We start from the raw sequence: 16,037 nt of genomic DNA, 5'->3' as shown, positions 1-16,037 counted from the left end.
TTTTCGAATGCAGAGAAGGGAAATAATTGAACTGGCGGCTTTTTATCGGCCGCCATTATACGCCTCAAACCAACTTTTTCATTAATTGTTCGCTGTGCCTGATACGGTCACGCGCATGATCGAGATCGTGCTGGATCAGCGCCATAAACAGCAGATCGGTCAGAGCGAACTGGGCGGTGCTGGAAGAGATGGCCGCGCTGCGGGTATGGGGCTCTTCGGCGATGGTATACAGGCAGTGATCGGCGCGCTGCTGCAGGCCGTTGGGTGAGAAGCTTGTCAGCGCCAGCACCCTGGCGCCGGCCTGGCGCGCTTCTTCCGCCGCCAGATTGATTTCACGCCGTTCGCCGCTGAATGAGATCGCCACCAGCAGATCGCGTTTATCCAGCGCCTGCACCGCCGCCAGCTGGACGTGCATATCCGCTTCGGCTACCGCCATTACGCCGATTTTCAGCAGCTTGAAGGAAAAATCCTTGGCTACCAGCCCGGAAGCGCCGATGCCGATTAGCATCACCCGGCGCGCCTGGCGCAGCATGTCCAATGCCTGATGCAGCCGTTCTTCGCTGTTGATGTCGAGCGTCGCGCGCAGCGCCGCCTGCTTTTCCGCCAGCAGCTTTTCACCGACGATTTTCAGCGTATCGCTGCTGAGGATGTGGTTGTGAACGGTCACCACCGGCTCGGCCTGCGGTTGGGCCAGCGTTTCGCTCAGCGCCAGCTTTAGCGCCGGAAAGCCTTTATAGCCCAGCTTTTGGGCGAACTTCACCACGCTCGATTGGCTGATGCCGGCCAGCTGAGCCAGCTTTTGCGAGCTGAGATGGCGCGCCTGCTCGGCGTTATTCAGCAGAAAATCCGCCAGCTTGCGGTCGTTTTGCGCCAGTGTCGGATACATCTGGCGAATGCGCAGAAGGGTACTCATTGTTCTTTCCCTGGAAACCAGCGGCCATTTTGCCATGCAGAGGGCGAAAACGCGCGGTGAAAATTTTTGTGAGCTCACCGTTAAAATAGCAAATAGCGCTCGCTTTGTTGAATAAAATATTCAAATATTGATTTAATTTTGTGAATTAAAAATTCAAAGGTGAACAGATGAATTTAGGCGCACTGGTATCGGAAACCCGCAACCCGGCCACCATGGGGCTGGATGAGATGTCGACGCTGAACATGGTCCGCTGTTTTAACCAGGAGGATCGCAAGGTGCCGGAAGCGATCGAAAAGGTGCTGCCGGCGATCGCGCAGGCGGTTGACCTGGCGGCGGCGGCGCTAAAGGCCGGCGGACGGCTGATTTATTTGGGCGCCGGCACCAGCGGCCGGCTGGGCGTGCTGGATGCTTCCGAATGCCCGCCGACTTTCGGCGTGCCGCACGGTGTGGTGGTGGGGCTGATCGCCGGCGGACCGGGCGCGCTGCTCAAAGCGGTGGAAGGGGCGGAAGACGACGAAGCCCTGGGGGAAGCCGATCTCAGAGCGCTGAATCTGACCGCCGTCGATATGGTGGTGGGGCTGGCGGCCTCCGGGCGCACGCCTTATGTGATCGGCGCACTGCGCTATGCCCGCGGGCTGGGCTGCCCGACGGCGGCCATCTCCTGCAACCCGGACTCGCCTATCGCGCATGAAGCGCAGGTAGCGATCTCGCCGGTGGTGGGGCCGGAGGCCCTGACCGGCTCGACTCGCCTGAAATCCGGCACCGCGCAGAAACTGGTGCTCAACATGCTGTCGACCGGCGCGATGGTCAAGCTGGGTAAGGTCTATCAGAACCTGATGGTGGACGTGAAGGCCACCAACGTCAAACTGGTGGATCGCGCCTGCCGCATCGTGGTGGAGGCCACCGGCGCCGGACGCGCTCAGGCGGAGGCGGCGCTGACGCAGACCGGCTTTGAGGTCAAACCGGCGATCCTGATGATTCTGGCCGGCGTCAGCGCTGAAGAGGCGCAGCAGCGGCTGCAGCAGCACGACGGTTATCTGCGCGCGGCGTTGGCGCGTTAATTCACGGTGGGGGCGGCGATGGACAAGACAACGGCATTGGCGACACAGATCCTGGCGGGTGTGGGGGGCGAGGGCAATATCCTCAAACTGGAAAACTGCATGACGCGGGTGCGCGTCGAGGTCAGCGATGAGCAGCGCCTGGATCTGGCCGCCCTCAAGCAGCTGCCGGGCGTGAAGGGCTATATCAAGCAGGGTGAACAGCATCAGTTTATCGTCGGCCCGGGTGCCGCCGCCAAGGTGGTGGACGCCATGCGCGGGCTGTTGAGCGGTGATGCGCAGCCCGTTGCCGCCGTCGGCGATGCCGCTCGCACAAAAGCGCAGGCCAAGCAAAAGTACGCGGCGCCGATGAGCGGTGCGCTGAAAAAGCTGGCCGATGTTTTTATTCCGCTGATCCCGGCGTTTATCGCCTCGGGGCTGATCACCGGCATCATCAACCTGCTGAAACGGCCCGACATCGCCGGCCAGCTGGCGGTGGACTATCCGAACGTGCTGGGGCTGCTGGCTATCTTCGGCAGCGCGGTGTTCGCCATCATGAACATTCTGGTCGGGGTTAACGCTGCGCGGGTGTTTGGCGGCTCGCAGGCGATGGGCGGCGTGATGGCCGGCATTCTTTCCAGTCCGGCGCTGGCGCAGATCACCTTGTTTGGCGAGGCGCTGCAGCCGGGGCGCGGCGGGGTGATCGCCGTATTGTTGGTGGTGGCGTTGATGTGCTGGGTAGAGAAGCGCCTGCGCACGCTGTTGCCGGAGTCGGTCGAACTGATCCTTAACCCATTGCTGACCACGCTGGTGACCGCCTCGTTGGCGATCCTGATTTTGCAGCCGATCGGCGGCATTATCTCCGACGCCATCGCTCACGGCGCCAATCTGGCGATCGACAAGGGCGGGCTGCTGGTGGGAGCGTTGCTCTCGGGGCTGTTCCTGCCGCTGGTGCTCTCCGGCCTGCATCAGGGGCTGGTGCCGATCCACGTCGAACTGGTGCAGGCGCACGGTTCCAACCCGCTGCTGCCGATTCTGGCGATGGCCGGCGTTGGCCAGGTGGGGGCGGCGCTGGCGGTACTGTTGAAAACCCGCAACGCGCGGCTGAAGAAGGTGATCAAAGGGGCGTTGCCGGTCGGCATTCTCGGCATCGGCGAGCCGCTGATCTTTGGGGTGACGCTGCCGCTGGGCCGGCCGTTTATCGGCGCCTGCCTCGGCGGCGCGGTCGGCGGCGCGCTGATCAGCTACTGGAAGGTGGCGACGGTCATCACCTTCGGCATTTCGGGGCTGCCTTTGGCGTTGACCATCGTCTCAGGTAAGGTGATGTTGTATCTGGCGGGGATGCTGATTACGATTATCGCCGGTTTTCTCTTCACCTGGATGATGGGGTTCAACGATCCCGAGGAGTAGCGTTTGAGCGACAAGCAGCAACAACCGGCCGCAGAAGGGCGCCGCGTGGTGTTTTTCGATCTGGACGGCACCCTGCATCAGGAGGATATGTTCGGCAGTTTCTTGCGCTTCCTGCTACGCCGCCTACCGCTGAACCTGCTGCTGGTGGTGCCGCTGCTGCTGCCGATCGGTCTGGCGCTGTTGCTGCTGGGGCGCGCTGCGCGCTGGCCGATGAGCCTGCTGCTGTGGGCGATCACTTTCGGGCGTTCCGAAGCGACGCTGAAGGCGCTGGAGCGGCAGTTTATCGAGGCTTTTCGCCAGAAGGTGACCGCATTTCCGGTGGTGCAAATGCGGCTGCGGCAGTATCTGGAGGAGCACGATGCCGAAGTGTGGCTGATTACCGGCTCGCCGGAACGGCTGGTGGAGCAGGTGTATCGCGATTCGGCGTTTCTGCCGCGGGTGCGGTTGATCGGCAGCCGCATCACGCGCCGCTGCGGCGGTTGGGTCTTGACCCTGCGTTGCCTGGGGGAGCAGAAAGTGGTGCAGCTGGAGCAGCGGCTCGGTGCGCCGCTGAAGCTGTACAGTGGTTACAGCGACAGCAAGCAGGACAATCCGCTGCTGTTCTTTTGCGAGCACCGCTGGCGGGTAAGCAAACAGGGTGAGCTGCAGCAGCTGGAATAAACCAAGGGCGGAGGATTCCGCCCTTTGTTGTTGTTATCGGTACTGCGATTAGTCGTCGCTCACGTCGTGCGGCTTGCGCCCCAGCTGCCAAATTTTCTCCGCATAATGTCCTAACGCCCACAGGCTCAGCCCGAGCAGCGCGAAGAAAATCGTCTTCGGCATGCTGTCCCAGAAAAATTCGAACAGGCGGGTATACAGGTTAATGCCGAGGAAGGTCAGCCCGAAACCGCGCAGCATGGCGTCGTCATGTTTCAACCCCAGCCAGATGGCGGCGAGGGCGGCCAGCCCGAACAGCAGGCTCCAGTGGAACAGCTCGATCTGGCGCGCGCTGTACCAGCTGTCGAGATCGCCGTAGTTGCCGAAGATCGACAGCAGCCACAAGGCGATGAACAGGTACAGCAGCCCCATCGCCAGCGACACCCGCTGCAGACCGCGCTGCGCCAACAGCGGCCGCAGCAGCAGCGCGGCGGCGATCAGTACCGCGCCAAAGGCGATAAAGCGAATCGGGTAGCTCATGCCGAGCCAGTAGGCGCCCCAGCCGGACAGGTAGCCGGTCTCGGCGCCGAAGGCGTTGCCGAGCGACAGCAGGGCGAACCACCACACCAGTCCGGAGCGGCTGAACCAGCCGATCGCGCCGTACAGCAGCGCGGCGAACAGCAGCAGCACGGAAACCCGCCCGCTGCCGTTATCCAGCCAGACCCCCAGTTGCCATAAGGCGCAGGCGGTGAGCAACACCGCGACAAACAGCGCCGCCTCGTTGCCGTAGCGTTTCTCCGGATGCCGCCGGCGGCGACGCAGCGCCCAGACGTAGGCCAGCGCCGCCAGTACGCCGGCGATCGCCATGCGTACCGGCGCGTCAAAGCGGAACAGCTCGCTGAGCCATGCCAGCAGTTCGCTGTCGGCGAACAGGCTGGTGACGGCGATCAGCAGCGAGGCCAGCGCGGCCAGAAACGCATAGCGCGCCAGCCGTCGCCAGTCGAAAGGCTGCACGTCCATATGCTGCAGCAGTTGCTGTTGTTGCTCGGGCGTTAAGGCGCCTTCGCCGACCCAGCCGTCCAGCGCCTTGCGCACCACGACGGCGTTCTTTTTACTGAGTTTCATGTTTCTTGTCCCTGAATCACCTGCTGATTCGGCCAGTATAGCCATTGTCGCGCGGTTACGACAAAGTGGGGCTAGTGTGTATAATGCCCGCCGCAAAAGCGCACGAGGAATTATGCGATGACTGAATATAACGATGAATACTGGATGCGTCAGGCATTGCGGTTGGCCCTGCGCGCGCAGGAAGAGGGCGAGGTGCCGGTGGGTGCGCTGCTGGTGCTGGACAATCAGGTCATCGGCGAGGGCTGGAACCGGCCGATAGGCCGCCACGATCCTACCGCACACGCCGAGATCATGGCGCTGCGCCAGGGCGGCGCGGTGCTGCAAAATTATCGCCTGCTGAACGCCACGCTGTACGTCACGCTGGAGCCCTGTGTGATGTGCGCCGGCGCGATGGTGCACAGCCGCATCCGTCGGCTGGTGTATGGCGCCGCCGACGAGAAAACCGGCGCTGCCGGTTCGCTGGTGGACATTCTGCGCCATCCGGGCATGAACCATCAGGTGGAGATCGTCTCGGGCGTGCTGGCGGACGAATGCGCCGCCACCCTGAGCAATTTCTTCCGCCTGCGCCGCGAACAGAAAAAAGCGCTCAGGCTGGCGCAACGGGCGGCGGATAAACCGGAATAATCAGTAGTTGAGCGCCAGTTCCGGCATCACCGTCGGATAGCCTTTCCCCAACGCCTCCTGCTCGGCGGCCGCCTGCGCCGCCTTTCTCTCTTTTTCCTGCAGATAGCCCACCAGGCTGACCTGGTAGCGGCGGATGTTTTCTACATAGTTGTAGGCTTCACGCCCGCGCGCATAGCCATAGGTCAGCTGCGGGTAGTAGCGCTTTTGGCTGAGCATCGGCAGGCGCTGCTTGACGTCGACCCAGCTGTCCGGGTTGCCTTTTTGCGTCTTGGTCAGCTTGCGCGCGTCCAGCATATGGCCCCAACCCATGTTGTAGGCCGCCAGCGAGAACCAGATGCGTTCGTCTTCCGGCACGCTGTCCGGCACCTTGGCCATCAGCCGCTGCAGGTAAAGGGCGCCGCCCTGAATGCTCTCTTCCGGATCGAGGCGGTCATTGACCCCCAGGCCGTCGGCGGTGGCGCGGGTCAGCATCATCAGGCCGCGCACGCCGGTGGGAGAGGTGGCCTGCGGATTCCAGTGCGATTCCTGATAGGCGATGGCCGCCAGCAGCTTCCAGTCGATCTCGTTGGCGTGCTTCTCGAACAGCGGGCGGAAGTTGGGCAGCACCGAGTCGATGGCCGACAGGAAGGTTTTGGTGTCCACATAGTCGAAGCTGCCGACGTGGCCGAGGTATTTCTCTTCCAGCCGCGCCAGGGTGCCGTCGTCCACCATCTGACTGTAGAAATCCAGCATCGCCGCGTACAGGCTGTCGTCGCCGTCACGTTTGAGGTACCAGGTGACCGGTTCTTCGTCGGTGACGTCGAATGCCACCGCCAGCTGCGGATGGATGCGCTGCAGCAGCGCGATGGTCACCGAATCGCCGAGGGTGTAATCCAGCTTGCCGTCGGCAACCCGTTCCAGCAGCTCTTTGGAGGTGAGATCGCTGGAGGACTCCCAGGCGAGGTCCGGGTATTTATCCTGCTTGAGCTGCTTTAACGTGCTGACGTGCGCGGAACCGGAGGCGACCGCCAGCTTGCCTTTAATGTCGGCGAAGCTTTTCGGCCGCGCGGTGCCCAGCCGGTACACCAGCTGTTGGGAAACTGAGTAGTAGGCCGGGCCAGTGCGTGCGCGGCTGAGGCGCTCCTGGTTGTAGATCAGGCCCGCCGCCAGCAGGTCGGCGTCATCGTCGTCCAGATCGTCGAACAGGTCATTGATGTTCTGATGGGGGATCACCACCAGCTTCACCCCGAGGTAGTTGGCGAAGCGCTTGGCCAGTTCGTAGTCGAGCCCACCCGGCCCTTGCTTGGTGTTGAAATAGGTCAGCGGTGAATTCAGCGTGCTGATACGCAACTCGCCGCGGGAAATGATCTCCTGGAGTTGCCCGCCCTGGCCGCTGCGCCAGGTGATATTGGGCCACAGCGCGAGAGCCAGAAGCAGGGTGACAACGCCGATGAGGATGTAGTTTATTTTAAGACGTTTCAAATAGTTATCCAGTGGTGGCACAGGTACACCGGCGACGGCAGCCACGACTTTTCTCATGGTTAAATCACCAGTGCGGGGGCATTTTGCGCAACAAAACGCCAGTGTGCAACTTTATTGACACGTTATGACAATTCGACGGTGCGGCACGCTTTTATCAATAATCCCTACGCAAACGGTTTCGTCGGCGCGGAGGATTCTCTATAATGACGCGCGTTTTCCCCTGTTGCGCCCAATGAAGCGTCTTATCCGTCGCTTCGAAGACGAGAGAACTTTGATTATGGAAATTCTGCGTGGTTCGCCCGCTTTATCGGCTTTTCGCATTACCAAACTGCTGTCCCGCTGTCAGGACGCCCACCTGCCCGTCAGTGATATCTACGCCGAGTACGTCCACTTTGCCGATGTCAGCGCACCGTTAAGTGTCGAAGAACACGCCAAACTTCAGCGTCTGCTCAAGTACGGTCCTTCTCTCGCCGAACACGCCCCTGAAGGCCGGCTGCTGCTGGTTACGCCGCGTCCGGGCACCATTTCACCCTGGTCTTCCAAAGCCACCGACATCGCCCACAACTGCGGTCTGCAACAGGTGCTGCGGCTGGAGCGCGGTCTGGCGTTCTACGTCAAGGCGCCCGAATTGACGGAAGCCCAGTGGCGGCAGCTTGCAGCGCTGCTGCACGATCGCATGATGGAAACCGTCTTCAGCGAGCTGCAACAGGCCAAACAGCTGTTCGCGCACCATCAGCCGGCGCCGTATCAGTCGGTCGACGTGCTGGGCGCAGGGCGCGCCGCGCTGGAGCAGGCCAACGTCCGGCTCGGCCTGGCGCTGGCGCAGGATGAGATCGACTACCTGCTGAATGCCTTTACCGGTTTGGGGCGCAACCCGACGGATATCGAACTTTATATGTTCGCGCAGGCTAACTCCGAGCACTGCCGCCACAAGATTTTCAACGCCGACTGGATCATCGACGGCGAACAGCAGCCCAAGTCGCTGTTCAAAATGATCAAGAATACCTACGAGCAGACGCCGGACTACGTGCTGTCGGCGTATAAAGACAACGCCGCCGTGATGGAAGGCTCGCAGGTCGGCCGCTTCTTCGCCGCGCCGGAGAACGGCACGTACGATTATCATCAGGAAGAAGCGCACATCCTGATGAAAGTGGAAACCCACAACCACCCGACGGCGATCTCGCCGTGGCCGGGCGCCGCGACCGGCTCCGGCGGCGAGATCCGCGACGAGGGCGCTACCGGCCGGGGCGCCAAGCCGAAGGCCGGTCTGGTGGGCTTCTCGGTGTCCAACCTGCGCATTCCCGGCTTTGAACAGCCGTGGGAGCAAGATTTCGGCAAGCCGGAACGCATCGTCACCGCGCTGGATATCATGACCGAAGGCCCGCTGGGCGGCGCGGCGTTCAACAACGAATTCGGCCGGCCGGCGCTGCTGGGCTACTTCCGTACCTATGAAGAGCGCGTCAACAGCCACAACGGCGTTGAGCTGCGCGGCTACCACAAACCGATCATGCTGGCGGGCGGCATCGGCAACATCCGCGCCGATCACGTGCAGAAAGGGGAAATCACCGTCGGCGCCAAGCTGGTGGTGCTGGGCGGCCCGGCGATGAATATCGGCCTGGGCGGCGGCGCGGCGTCCTCGATGGCGTCCGGCCAGTCCGACGCCGATCTGGATTTCGCTTCGGTGCAGCGCGACAACCCGGAAATGGAACGCCGCTGTCAGGAAGTGATCGACCGCTGCTGGCAGCTGGGCGACCAGAACCCGATCCTGTTCATTCATGACGTCGGCGCCGGCGGCCTGTCCAACGCCATGCCGGAGCTGGTGAGCGACGGCGGCCGCGGCGGCCGTTTCGAACTGCGCGATATTCTCAACGACGAGCCGGGCATGAGCCCGTTGGAAGTGTGGTGCAACGAATCGCAGGAACGTTACGTGATGGCGATCGCCCCGGCGCAGATGGCGCAGTTCGACGAGATCTGCCGCCGCGAACGCGCGCCTTACGCGGTGATCGGCGAAGCGACCGAAGAGCAGCACCTGACGCTGAACGATAGCCACTTCGACAATCAACCGATCGACATGCCGCTGGACGTGCTGCTCGGCAAGACGCCGAAGATGACCCGCGACGTCACCCGCCTGCAGGCGCGTGGCCAGGCGGTACAGCGCGAAAACATCACCCTGGCCGATGCGGTGAAACGCGTGCTGCATCTGCCGGCCGTTGCGGAGAAGACCTTCCTGATCACCATCGGCGACCGCACCGTCACCGGCATGGTGGCGCGTGATCAGATGGTCGGCCCGTGGCAGATCCCGGTGGCCGACTGCGCGGTCACCACCGCCAGCCTGGACAGCTACTACGGCGAAGCGATGTCGATCGGCGAACGCGCGCCGGTGGCGCTGCTGGACTTCGCCGCCTCCGGTCGCCTGGCGGTCGGGGAAGCGCTGACCAACCTGGCTGCCACCGAGATCGGTAGCCTGAAGCGCGTGAAGCTGTCCGCCAACTGGATGGCCGCCGCCGGCCACCCGGGCGAAGACGCCGGCCTGTACGAAGCGGTGAAAGCGGTGGGCGAAGAGCTGTGCCCGGCGCTGGGCATCACCATTCCGGTGGGCAAAGACTCCATGTCGATGAAAACCCGTTGGCAGGAAGGCAACGAACAGCGTGAAATGACTTCGCCGCTGTCGCTGGTCATCACCGCTTTCGCCCGCGTGGAAGACGTGCGCGGCACCGTGACGCCACAGCTGCGCACCGATAAGGGCGACAACGCGCTGCTGCTGATCGACTTGGGCAACGGCCATAACGCGCTGGGTGCCACCGCGCTGGCGCAGGTTTATCGCCAACTGGGCGACAAACCGGCCGACGTGCGCGACGTCGCGCAGCTGGCGGGTTTCTTCAACGCCATGCAGCAGTTGGTGGCCGATCGCGCGCTGCTGGCTTATCACGACCGTGCCGACGGCGGCCTGCTGGTGACACTGGCGGAGATGGCCTTCGCCGGCCACTGCGGCGTGGACGTTAACCTGGACGGCCTCGGCGACGATGCGTTGGCGGTGCTGTTCAACGAAGAACTGGGCGCGGTGATTCAGGTGAGCGCCGAACGTCTTGACGACGTGAAGCAGGCGTTCGCTCAACACGGTTTGACCGACAACGTGCATCACATCGGCAGCGCGCAGGCCGGCGATCGTTTCGTCATTCAGCAACACGGCAAGGCGCTGTACAGCGAAAGCCGCAATACCCTGCGCACCTGGTGGGCGGAAACCACCTGGCAGATGCAGCGCCTGCGCGACAACCCGGCGTGCGCCGATCAGGAACATCAGGCCAAGCAGGATGAACAAGATCCCGGCCTGAGCGTGAAACTGACCTTCGCACCAGAGGAAGACATCGCGGCGCCGTATATCGCCAAGGGCGCTCGCCCGAAAGTGGCGGTGCTGCGCGAGCAGGGGGTGAACTCCCACGTTGAGATGGCGGCGGCGTTCCACCGTGCCGGCTTTGACGCGGTGGACGTGCACATGAGCGATCTGCTGGCGGGGCGCCGCGATCTGCAGGACTTCCACACGCTGGTGGCCTGCGGCGGCTTCTCTTACGGCGACGTACTGGGCGCCGGCGAAGGCTGGGCGAAGTCTATCCTGTTCAACGAGCGGGTGCGCGACGAGTTCGAAGCGTTCTTCCACCGTCCGCAGACGCTGGCGCTGGGCGTATGCAACGGCTGCCAGATGATGTCTAACCTGCGCGAGCTGATCCCGGGCGCCGAACACTGGCCGCGCTTTGTGCGCAACCTGTCGGATCGCTTCGAGGCGCGCTTCAGCCTGGTGGAGGTGGCGGCCAGCCCGTCGCTGTTCCTGCAGGGCATGACCGGTTCTCGTATGCCGATCGCCGTTTCCCACGGTGAAGGGCATGTCGAAGTGCGCGATGCGGCGCATCTGGCGGCGCTGGAAAGCCACGGCCTGGTGGCGCTGCGGTTCGTCAACAACGCCGGTCAGGTCACGGAGGCTTACCCGGCCAACCCGAACGGTTCGCCGAACGGCATTACCGCCGTGACCAGCGCCAGCGGGCGCGCTACGGTGATGATGCCGCACCCGGAACGCGTGTTCCGCACGGTCAGCAACTCCTGGCACCCGGAAGAGTGGGGCGAGGACAGCCCGTGGATGCGCATGTTCCGCAATGCCCGTAAGCAGTTGGGCTAAAAACGACCACCACCGTACAGAGGGCGCAAGCAATTGCGCCCTTTTTTATGGCCGCTGTTCACCGCCGGGCGGCAGTGTCTGCATTTTGCGACAAGGGCCATTTTTCTTGTCGCTAAATGGAGACATTTAACTGGTTGATTTTATTGGTGCTAATTGGGTTTGGCTTTAGTTGTCTGCGTTTGGCGACAGCACGGCGTTTTTTTCATCGCCCATCGGTGCCTGATGAGTGAGAGTATTTGCCGTTGTAAATTTATTTTTAATTAAAATCAGTGTGTTATGATTTTTATTGCAAAGTTGGCATGCAACGTGCATTATTCTCAGCGGTTGCTCATTCAACTTTTTATGACGGCGCCGTAATTAGACGGCAAATCACCTCATAAGCCTCCGAATGATGCCAAAGAAATGGTGCCTATCGTCCAACCAAACCGATAACAGACCGTGCAAGCGGCTTTATCAAGCATCGGGCGACACGTGGAGTGAGGCACCGCCTGTATCCAACTGTGATGAAGGGTTCATCAATCCTGGATACTTACGGATGCTATTCGTCCTGTTCGATGCCAGCCGCTGCGCTACATCACCCTGGGGACGAGACTCAAGGGCATCCACACTTTCCTTGCGGCGGGGCAAACTTCTTGCCCCGGCGTCAATTCTCAACGCTGCGTTTATCCCTGTTTCGTCGCCTATGCCCGCGAACACAGACGTTGTCCAAACAGTATCGCTTTTATTCCCGTTTATCGTATTGCTGCCGCGTGTCGTCGGTGCGCTGCGCTTCTGCGCACGCTTCACCGATCCCGCGGCTTTTTCCTTGCGCGTTCAGGATTCTCCCTTGCCGGGCTTTTCTCTTTCCGGCGAGTCAGTTAGCATCGTGACAGAGCTGAGAGAATGAGATGATTTCGTTGAAAAAATGGCGTTTATTCCCCCGTTCGCTGCGGCAGCTGGTGTTGTTGGCGTTCCTGTTGGTGCTGCTGCCGCTGTTGGTGTTGGCTTATCAGGCTTATCAAAGCCTGGATCACCTCAGCGCACAGGCGGCGGACATCAACCGCACCACGCTGGTGGACGCGCGGCGCAGCGAGGCGATGACCAGCGTGGCGCTGGAGATGGAGCGCAGCTATCGTCAGTACTGCGTGCTGGTCGATCCTACGCTGCAGAAGCTGTATCAGAACCAGCGCAAACAGTATTCGCAGATGCTGGACGCCCACGCGCCGATCCTGCCGGACGAACGTTATTACCAAACGCTGCGTCAGTTGCTGACCCAACTGGCGGCGATCAAATGCCATAACAGCGGGCCGGACCAAGAGGCCTCGGCCCTGCTCGAGTCGTTCTCGCGATCCAATGCCGAAATGGTGCAGGCCACGCGCGCGGTGGTGTTTTCACGCGGCCAGCAGCTGCAGCAGGCCATCGCCGAGCGCGGTCAGTTCTTCGGCTGGCAGGCGCTGCTGCTGTTCCTGGTCAGCGTGCTGCTGGTGGTGCTGTTCACCCGCATGATCATCGGGCCGGTCAAGGCCGTGGAGCGGATGATCAACCGTCTGGGAGAAGGGCGCGCGCTGGGCAGCACCGCGTCGTTCAAAGGGCCGCGCGAGCTGCGTTCGCTGGCGCAGCGCATCATCTGGCTGAGCGAACGGTTGGCGTGGCTGGAGTCGCAGCGCCACGAGTTCTTGCGCCATATCTCGCACGAGTTGAAAACGCCGCTGGCCAGCATGCGTGAAGGCACCGAACTGCTGGCCGACGAAGTGGCGGGGCCGCTGACCTCCGATCAAAAAGAGGTGGTGGCGATCCTCGACAACAGCAGCCGTCATCTGCAACAGCTGATTGAACAACTGCTGGATTACAACCGCAAACTGGCCGACGGCCCGGCGGAACACGAGAACGTCGAGCTGCGCGACATGGTCGATCTGGTGGTCGCCGCGCACAGTTTGCCGGCACGGGCGAAAATGATCGCCACCGATATCGATCTGAAGGCGGAAATCTGCTGGGCAGAGCCTACGCTATTAATGCGCGTGCTGGATAATCTCTACTCCAATGCGGTGCACTACGGCAAGGAATCCGGTAACATTTGGATCCGCAGCCGTCAGGTTGGACAACGGGTGCAAATCGACGTCGCCAATACCGGCACGCCGATCCCCGAGGCTGAAAGAGCCATGATTTTCGAGCCTTTTTTCCAGGGTAGTCACCAGCGAAAAGGGGCGGTAAAAGGAAGCGGACTGGGGTTGAGCATCGCTCAGGACTGTATCCGTCGCATGCGCGGTGAGCTGCAACTGGCGACGGTCGCCGGTGCAGACGTCTGCTTCCGCATTGAACTGCCGTTAACCGCCGAGAATGAATAAATAATGTACACATGGTCTAAACGCCTTCGTCTTTCACAGACCGAACGTTCACCGCGTGCCACGCACAGAGCGCCGCTCGGCAAACGCCCGATCAGCTGGTTGGGCGCCGTTTTCTTTATGCCGCTGTTGCTGGCGGGCTGTGTCGATCGCGCCGTCAGCGGCGGCCTGAATCCTCAGCAGCAAGAGGCGATCCCGGATACCAAGGTGATCGATTACCGTACTGCGGCCTGCGATACCCTGTGGCAATTGGACGATAAGGACGCGTTGGATAACTCGCTCTACTGGCTGCGCGCGATGGATTGCGCCGATCGCATCGGCTCGACTCAGGCGCGCGCGCTGGCGAAAACGGTGCCTGGCGACAGCTGGTCCGGCGTTTTCAAGCAGAGCATCCTGCTGGGAAGCGCACAGCCGACCTCCGGCGAACGCCGCCAGATAATCGATCGGATCAATAGCTACCGCATGGAATTCCCCGGTTCGCTGCGTCCGCTGACGCAGCTGTGGCGCCAGCAGCAGATGCTACAGATCACGCTGTTCGATGAAAAAGCGCGTTATCAGCATCTGCAGGAAAGCAGCGACAGCCAGATCGATTCGCTGCGTCAGAACCAGGCGCGCTTGCAAGCGCAGCTGCAGGACACCTCGCGCAAGCTGGAAAACCTGACCGACATCGAGCGCCAGCTCTCGTCACGCAAGCAGCTGCAAGGCGAAATCCCGGAAAATGGTGCGGGCTCGCAAAAGGGCGAGGCCGCCGGTAAAAATGGCGCGGCCGCCAAAGGCGCCGAGTCGCAGGAGGAACCGGAAAAGGGCACCGCGCTGCCGGTTGAACCGGAAGACACCTATACGCCGCACCCCGCCAATAAGGAGTCCCACGCGCAATGACCGCACGCAAACCGGCCAACCTGTTATTGGTTGACGACGATCCCAGCCTGCTGAAGCTGTTGGGCATGCGCCTGACCAGCGAAGGTTTTCACGTCACCACCGCCGAAAGCGGCCAGGAAGCGCTGCGCCTGTTGGCGCGCGAACAGATCGATCTGGTGATCAGCGATCTGCGCATGGACGAGATGGATGGCATGGCGCTGTTCGCTGAGATCCAGAAACATCAGCCGGGCATGCCGGTGATCATACTCACCGCGCACGGCTCGATTCCCGATGCGGTAGCCGCGACTCAGCAGGGGGTGTTCAGCTTCCTCACCAAGCCGGTGGATCGCGATGCGCTGTACAAGGCTATCGACGAGGCGCTGTCGCTGTCGGCACCGGGCGGTGACGACGCCTGGCGCGAAGACATCGTCACCCGCAGCCCGTTGATGCTGCGCCTGCTGGAGCAGGTGAATATGGTGGCGCAGTCCGACGTCAGCGTGCTGATCAACGGCCAGAGCGGCACCGGTAAAGAGGTGTTGGCGCAGGCGATCCACCGCGCCAGCCCGCGCGCCGGTAAAGCATTCATCGCCATCAACTGCGGCGCGTTGCCGGAGCAGCTGCTGGAATCCGAACTGTTCGGCCACGCCAAGGGCGCCTTCACCGGCGCGGTCAGCAGCCGTGAAGGGCTGTTCCAGGCGGCGGCGGGCGGCACGCTGTTCCTCGACGAGATCGGCGATATGCCGCTGTCGCTGCAGGTGAAGCTGCTGCGCGTGCTGCAGGAGCGCAAGGTGCGGCCGCTGGGCAGCAACCGCGATCTGGACATCGACGTGCGCATCATCTCCGCCACCCACCGCGATCTGCAAAAGGCGATGGCGAAGAACGAGTTCCGCGAAGACCTTTACTACCGCCTCAACGTGGTGAACCTGAAGATCCCGGCGCTCAACGAGCGGGCCGAAGACATTCCGCTGCTGGCCAACCACCTGTTGCGCGAAGCGGCTCAGCGGCACAAGCCGTTCGTGCGCAGTTTCTCGACCGACGCCATGAAACGGCTGATGACCGCCAGCTGGCCGGGCAATGTGCGTCAACTGGTCAACGTTATCGAACAGTGCGTGGCGCTGACCTCGGCGCCGGTGATCAGTGAAGCGCTGGTGGAACAGGCGCTGGAAGGGGAAAACACCGCGCTGCCGACCTTTGCCGAAGCGCGCAACCAGTTCGAGTTGCACTATCTGCGCAAGCTGCTGCAGATCACCAAGGGCAACGTGACACAGGCCGCGCGCATGGCGGGCCGCAACCGCACCGAGTTTTACAAATTGCTGTCGCGCCACGAGCTGGACGCCAACGATTTTAAAGAATGACAGTGTTCCGCCGGTGCCTGCCATGCAGGTTCTCAACAAATCCGGCGGAATGATTTACACTCCGTTCTCTTTGCCGCGGCATGTCCCGGCGTAGAGCACCATGGAACGTATTAAGCGGGATCGTACACA

The 16,037-nt window shown here is 62.0% G+C and carries 11 protein-coding genes; 8 read left to right on the top strand and 3 right to left on the bottom strand.

Features of this window, described 5'->3' with window-relative positions:
• Positions 1-64 precede the first annotated feature (64 nt).
• Positions 65-913, bottom strand: a complete 849-nt coding sequence (locus AAIE04_RS19800) for a MurR/RpiR family transcriptional regulator (RefSeq protein ID WP_063919905.1) — start codon at positions 911-913, stop codon at positions 65-67.
• 167 nt (positions 914-1,080) lie between these two features.
• Between AAIE04_RS19800 and murQ the strand changes: the two genes are divergently transcribed.
• Genes murQ through yfhb form a run of 3 tightly spaced genes read left to right on the top strand, consistent with a single transcriptional unit; the run spans position 1,081 to position 4,020 of the window.
• Positions 1,081-1,974, top strand: coding sequence for an N-acetylmuramic acid 6-phosphate etherase (gene murQ, locus AAIE04_RS19795; protein ID WP_498057118.1), 894 nt, complete (start codon positions 1,081-1,083; stop codon positions 1,972-1,974).
• 18 nt (positions 1,975-1,992) lie between these two features.
• Positions 1,993-3,360, top strand: coding sequence for a PTS transporter subunit EIIC (locus AAIE04_RS19790; protein ID WP_198637077.1), 1,368 nt, complete (start codon positions 1,993-1,995; stop codon positions 3,358-3,360).
• A 3-nt stretch (positions 3,361-3,363) separates the two neighbouring features.
• Positions 3,364-4,020 carry a phosphatidylglycerophosphatase C gene (gene yfhb / locus AAIE04_RS19785; RefSeq protein WP_019452324.1) on the top strand — a complete coding sequence of 219 codons (657 nt, stop codon included), beginning with the start codon at positions 3,364-3,366 and terminating at the stop codon, positions 4,018-4,020.
• Between the two features lie 48 nt (positions 4,021-4,068).
• Here the strand turns inward: yfhb and AAIE04_RS19780 are convergent, their stop codons facing one another.
• Complete coding sequence (locus AAIE04_RS19780) at positions 4,069-5,121, bottom strand: DUF2157 domain-containing protein (RefSeq protein WP_211129588.1); 1,053 nt, start codon at positions 5,119-5,121, stop codon at positions 4,069-4,071.
• A gap of 117 nt (positions 5,122-5,238) precedes the next feature.
• On the opposite strand from AAIE04_RS19780, the gene tadA reads away from it, so the two are divergent.
• Positions 5,239-5,745 carry a tRNA adenosine(34) deaminase TadA gene (gene tadA, locus AAIE04_RS19775; protein WP_019452326.1) on the top strand — a complete coding sequence of 169 codons (507 nt, stop codon included), beginning with the start codon at positions 5,239-5,241 and terminating at the stop codon, positions 5,743-5,745.
• Here tadA and mltF read toward each other — a convergent pair whose 3' ends face one another.
• Entirely contained in the window at positions 5,746-7,206 is a 1,461-nt protein-coding gene (gene mltF, locus AAIE04_RS19770) for a membrane-bound lytic murein transglycosylase MltF (protein WP_019452327.1), read from the bottom strand.
• Between the two features lie 274 nt (positions 7,207-7,480).
• Here mltF and purL point away from each other — a divergent pair, with 274 nt between their 5' ends.
• The 4 genes from purL to glrR all read left to right on the top strand — a co-directional run bounded on the left by purL (position 7,481) and on the right by glrR (position 15,908).
• On the top strand, positions 7,481-11,374 hold the full coding sequence (gene purL / locus AAIE04_RS19765) for a phosphoribosylformylglycinamidine synthase (RefSeq protein ID WP_498577600.1): 3,894 nt from the start codon (positions 7,481-7,483) through the stop codon (positions 11,372-11,374).
• An 887-nt stretch (positions 11,375-12,261) separates the two neighbouring features.
• Positions 12,262-13,698 (top strand): sensor histidine kinase, encoded by a 1,437-nt coding sequence (locus AAIE04_RS19760; RefSeq protein ID WP_019452329.1) that lies wholly within the window; start codon positions 12,262-12,264, stop codon positions 13,696-13,698.
• A gap of 3 nt (positions 13,699-13,701) precedes the next feature.
• Positions 13,702-14,574: a two-component system QseEF-associated lipoprotein QseG gene (qseG, locus tag AAIE04_RS19755; protein ID WP_498577564.1), complete on the top strand. Its 873-nt coding sequence runs from the start codon at positions 13,702-13,704 to the stop codon at positions 14,572-14,574.
• The gene (glrR, locus tag AAIE04_RS19750; protein ID WP_498577563.1) at positions 14,571-15,908 is read left to right on the top strand and encodes a two-component system response regulator GlrR; all 1,338 of its coding nucleotides are present in this window, start codon (positions 14,571-14,573) and stop codon (positions 15,906-15,908) included. Before qseG ends, glrR begins: the two co-directional genes overlap by 4 nt.
• Positions 15,909-16,037: the final 129 nt, after the last annotated feature.

It is taken from the genome of Serratia sp. Ae19-1, assembly GCF_059801225.1.
Note: the sequence above shows the minus strand (reverse complement) of the source record. Positions and strands in the feature narration are given on the sequence as shown.

Coding starts and splice junctions, on each gene's coding strand:
- AAIE04_RS19780 (WP_211129588.1), bottom strand. CDS start 5,121: ATGAAACTCAGTAAAAAGAACGCCGTCGTGGTGCGCAAGGCGCTGGAC.
- tadA (WP_019452326.1), top strand. CDS start 5,239: ATGACTGAATATAACGATGAATACTGGATGCGTCAGGCATTGCGGTTG.
- AAIE04_RS19760 (WP_019452329.1), top strand. CDS start 12,262: ATGATTTCGTTGAAAAAATGGCGTTTATTCCCCCGTTCGCTGCGGCAG.
- glrR (WP_498577563.1), top strand. CDS start 14,571: ATGACCGCACGCAAACCGGCCAACCTGTTATTGGTTGACGACGATCCC.
- murQ (WP_498057118.1), top strand. CDS start 1,081: ATGAATTTAGGCGCACTGGTATCGGAAACCCGCAACCCGGCCACCATG.
- qseG (WP_498577564.1), top strand. CDS start 13,702: ATGTACACATGGTCTAAACGCCTTCGTCTTTCACAGACCGAACGTTCA.
- AAIE04_RS19800 (WP_063919905.1), bottom strand. CDS start 913: ATGAGTACCCTTCTGCGCATTCGCCAGATGTATCCGACACTGGCGCAA.
- AAIE04_RS19790 (WP_198637077.1), top strand. CDS start 1,993: ATGGACAAGACAACGGCATTGGCGACACAGATCCTGGCGGGTGTGGGG.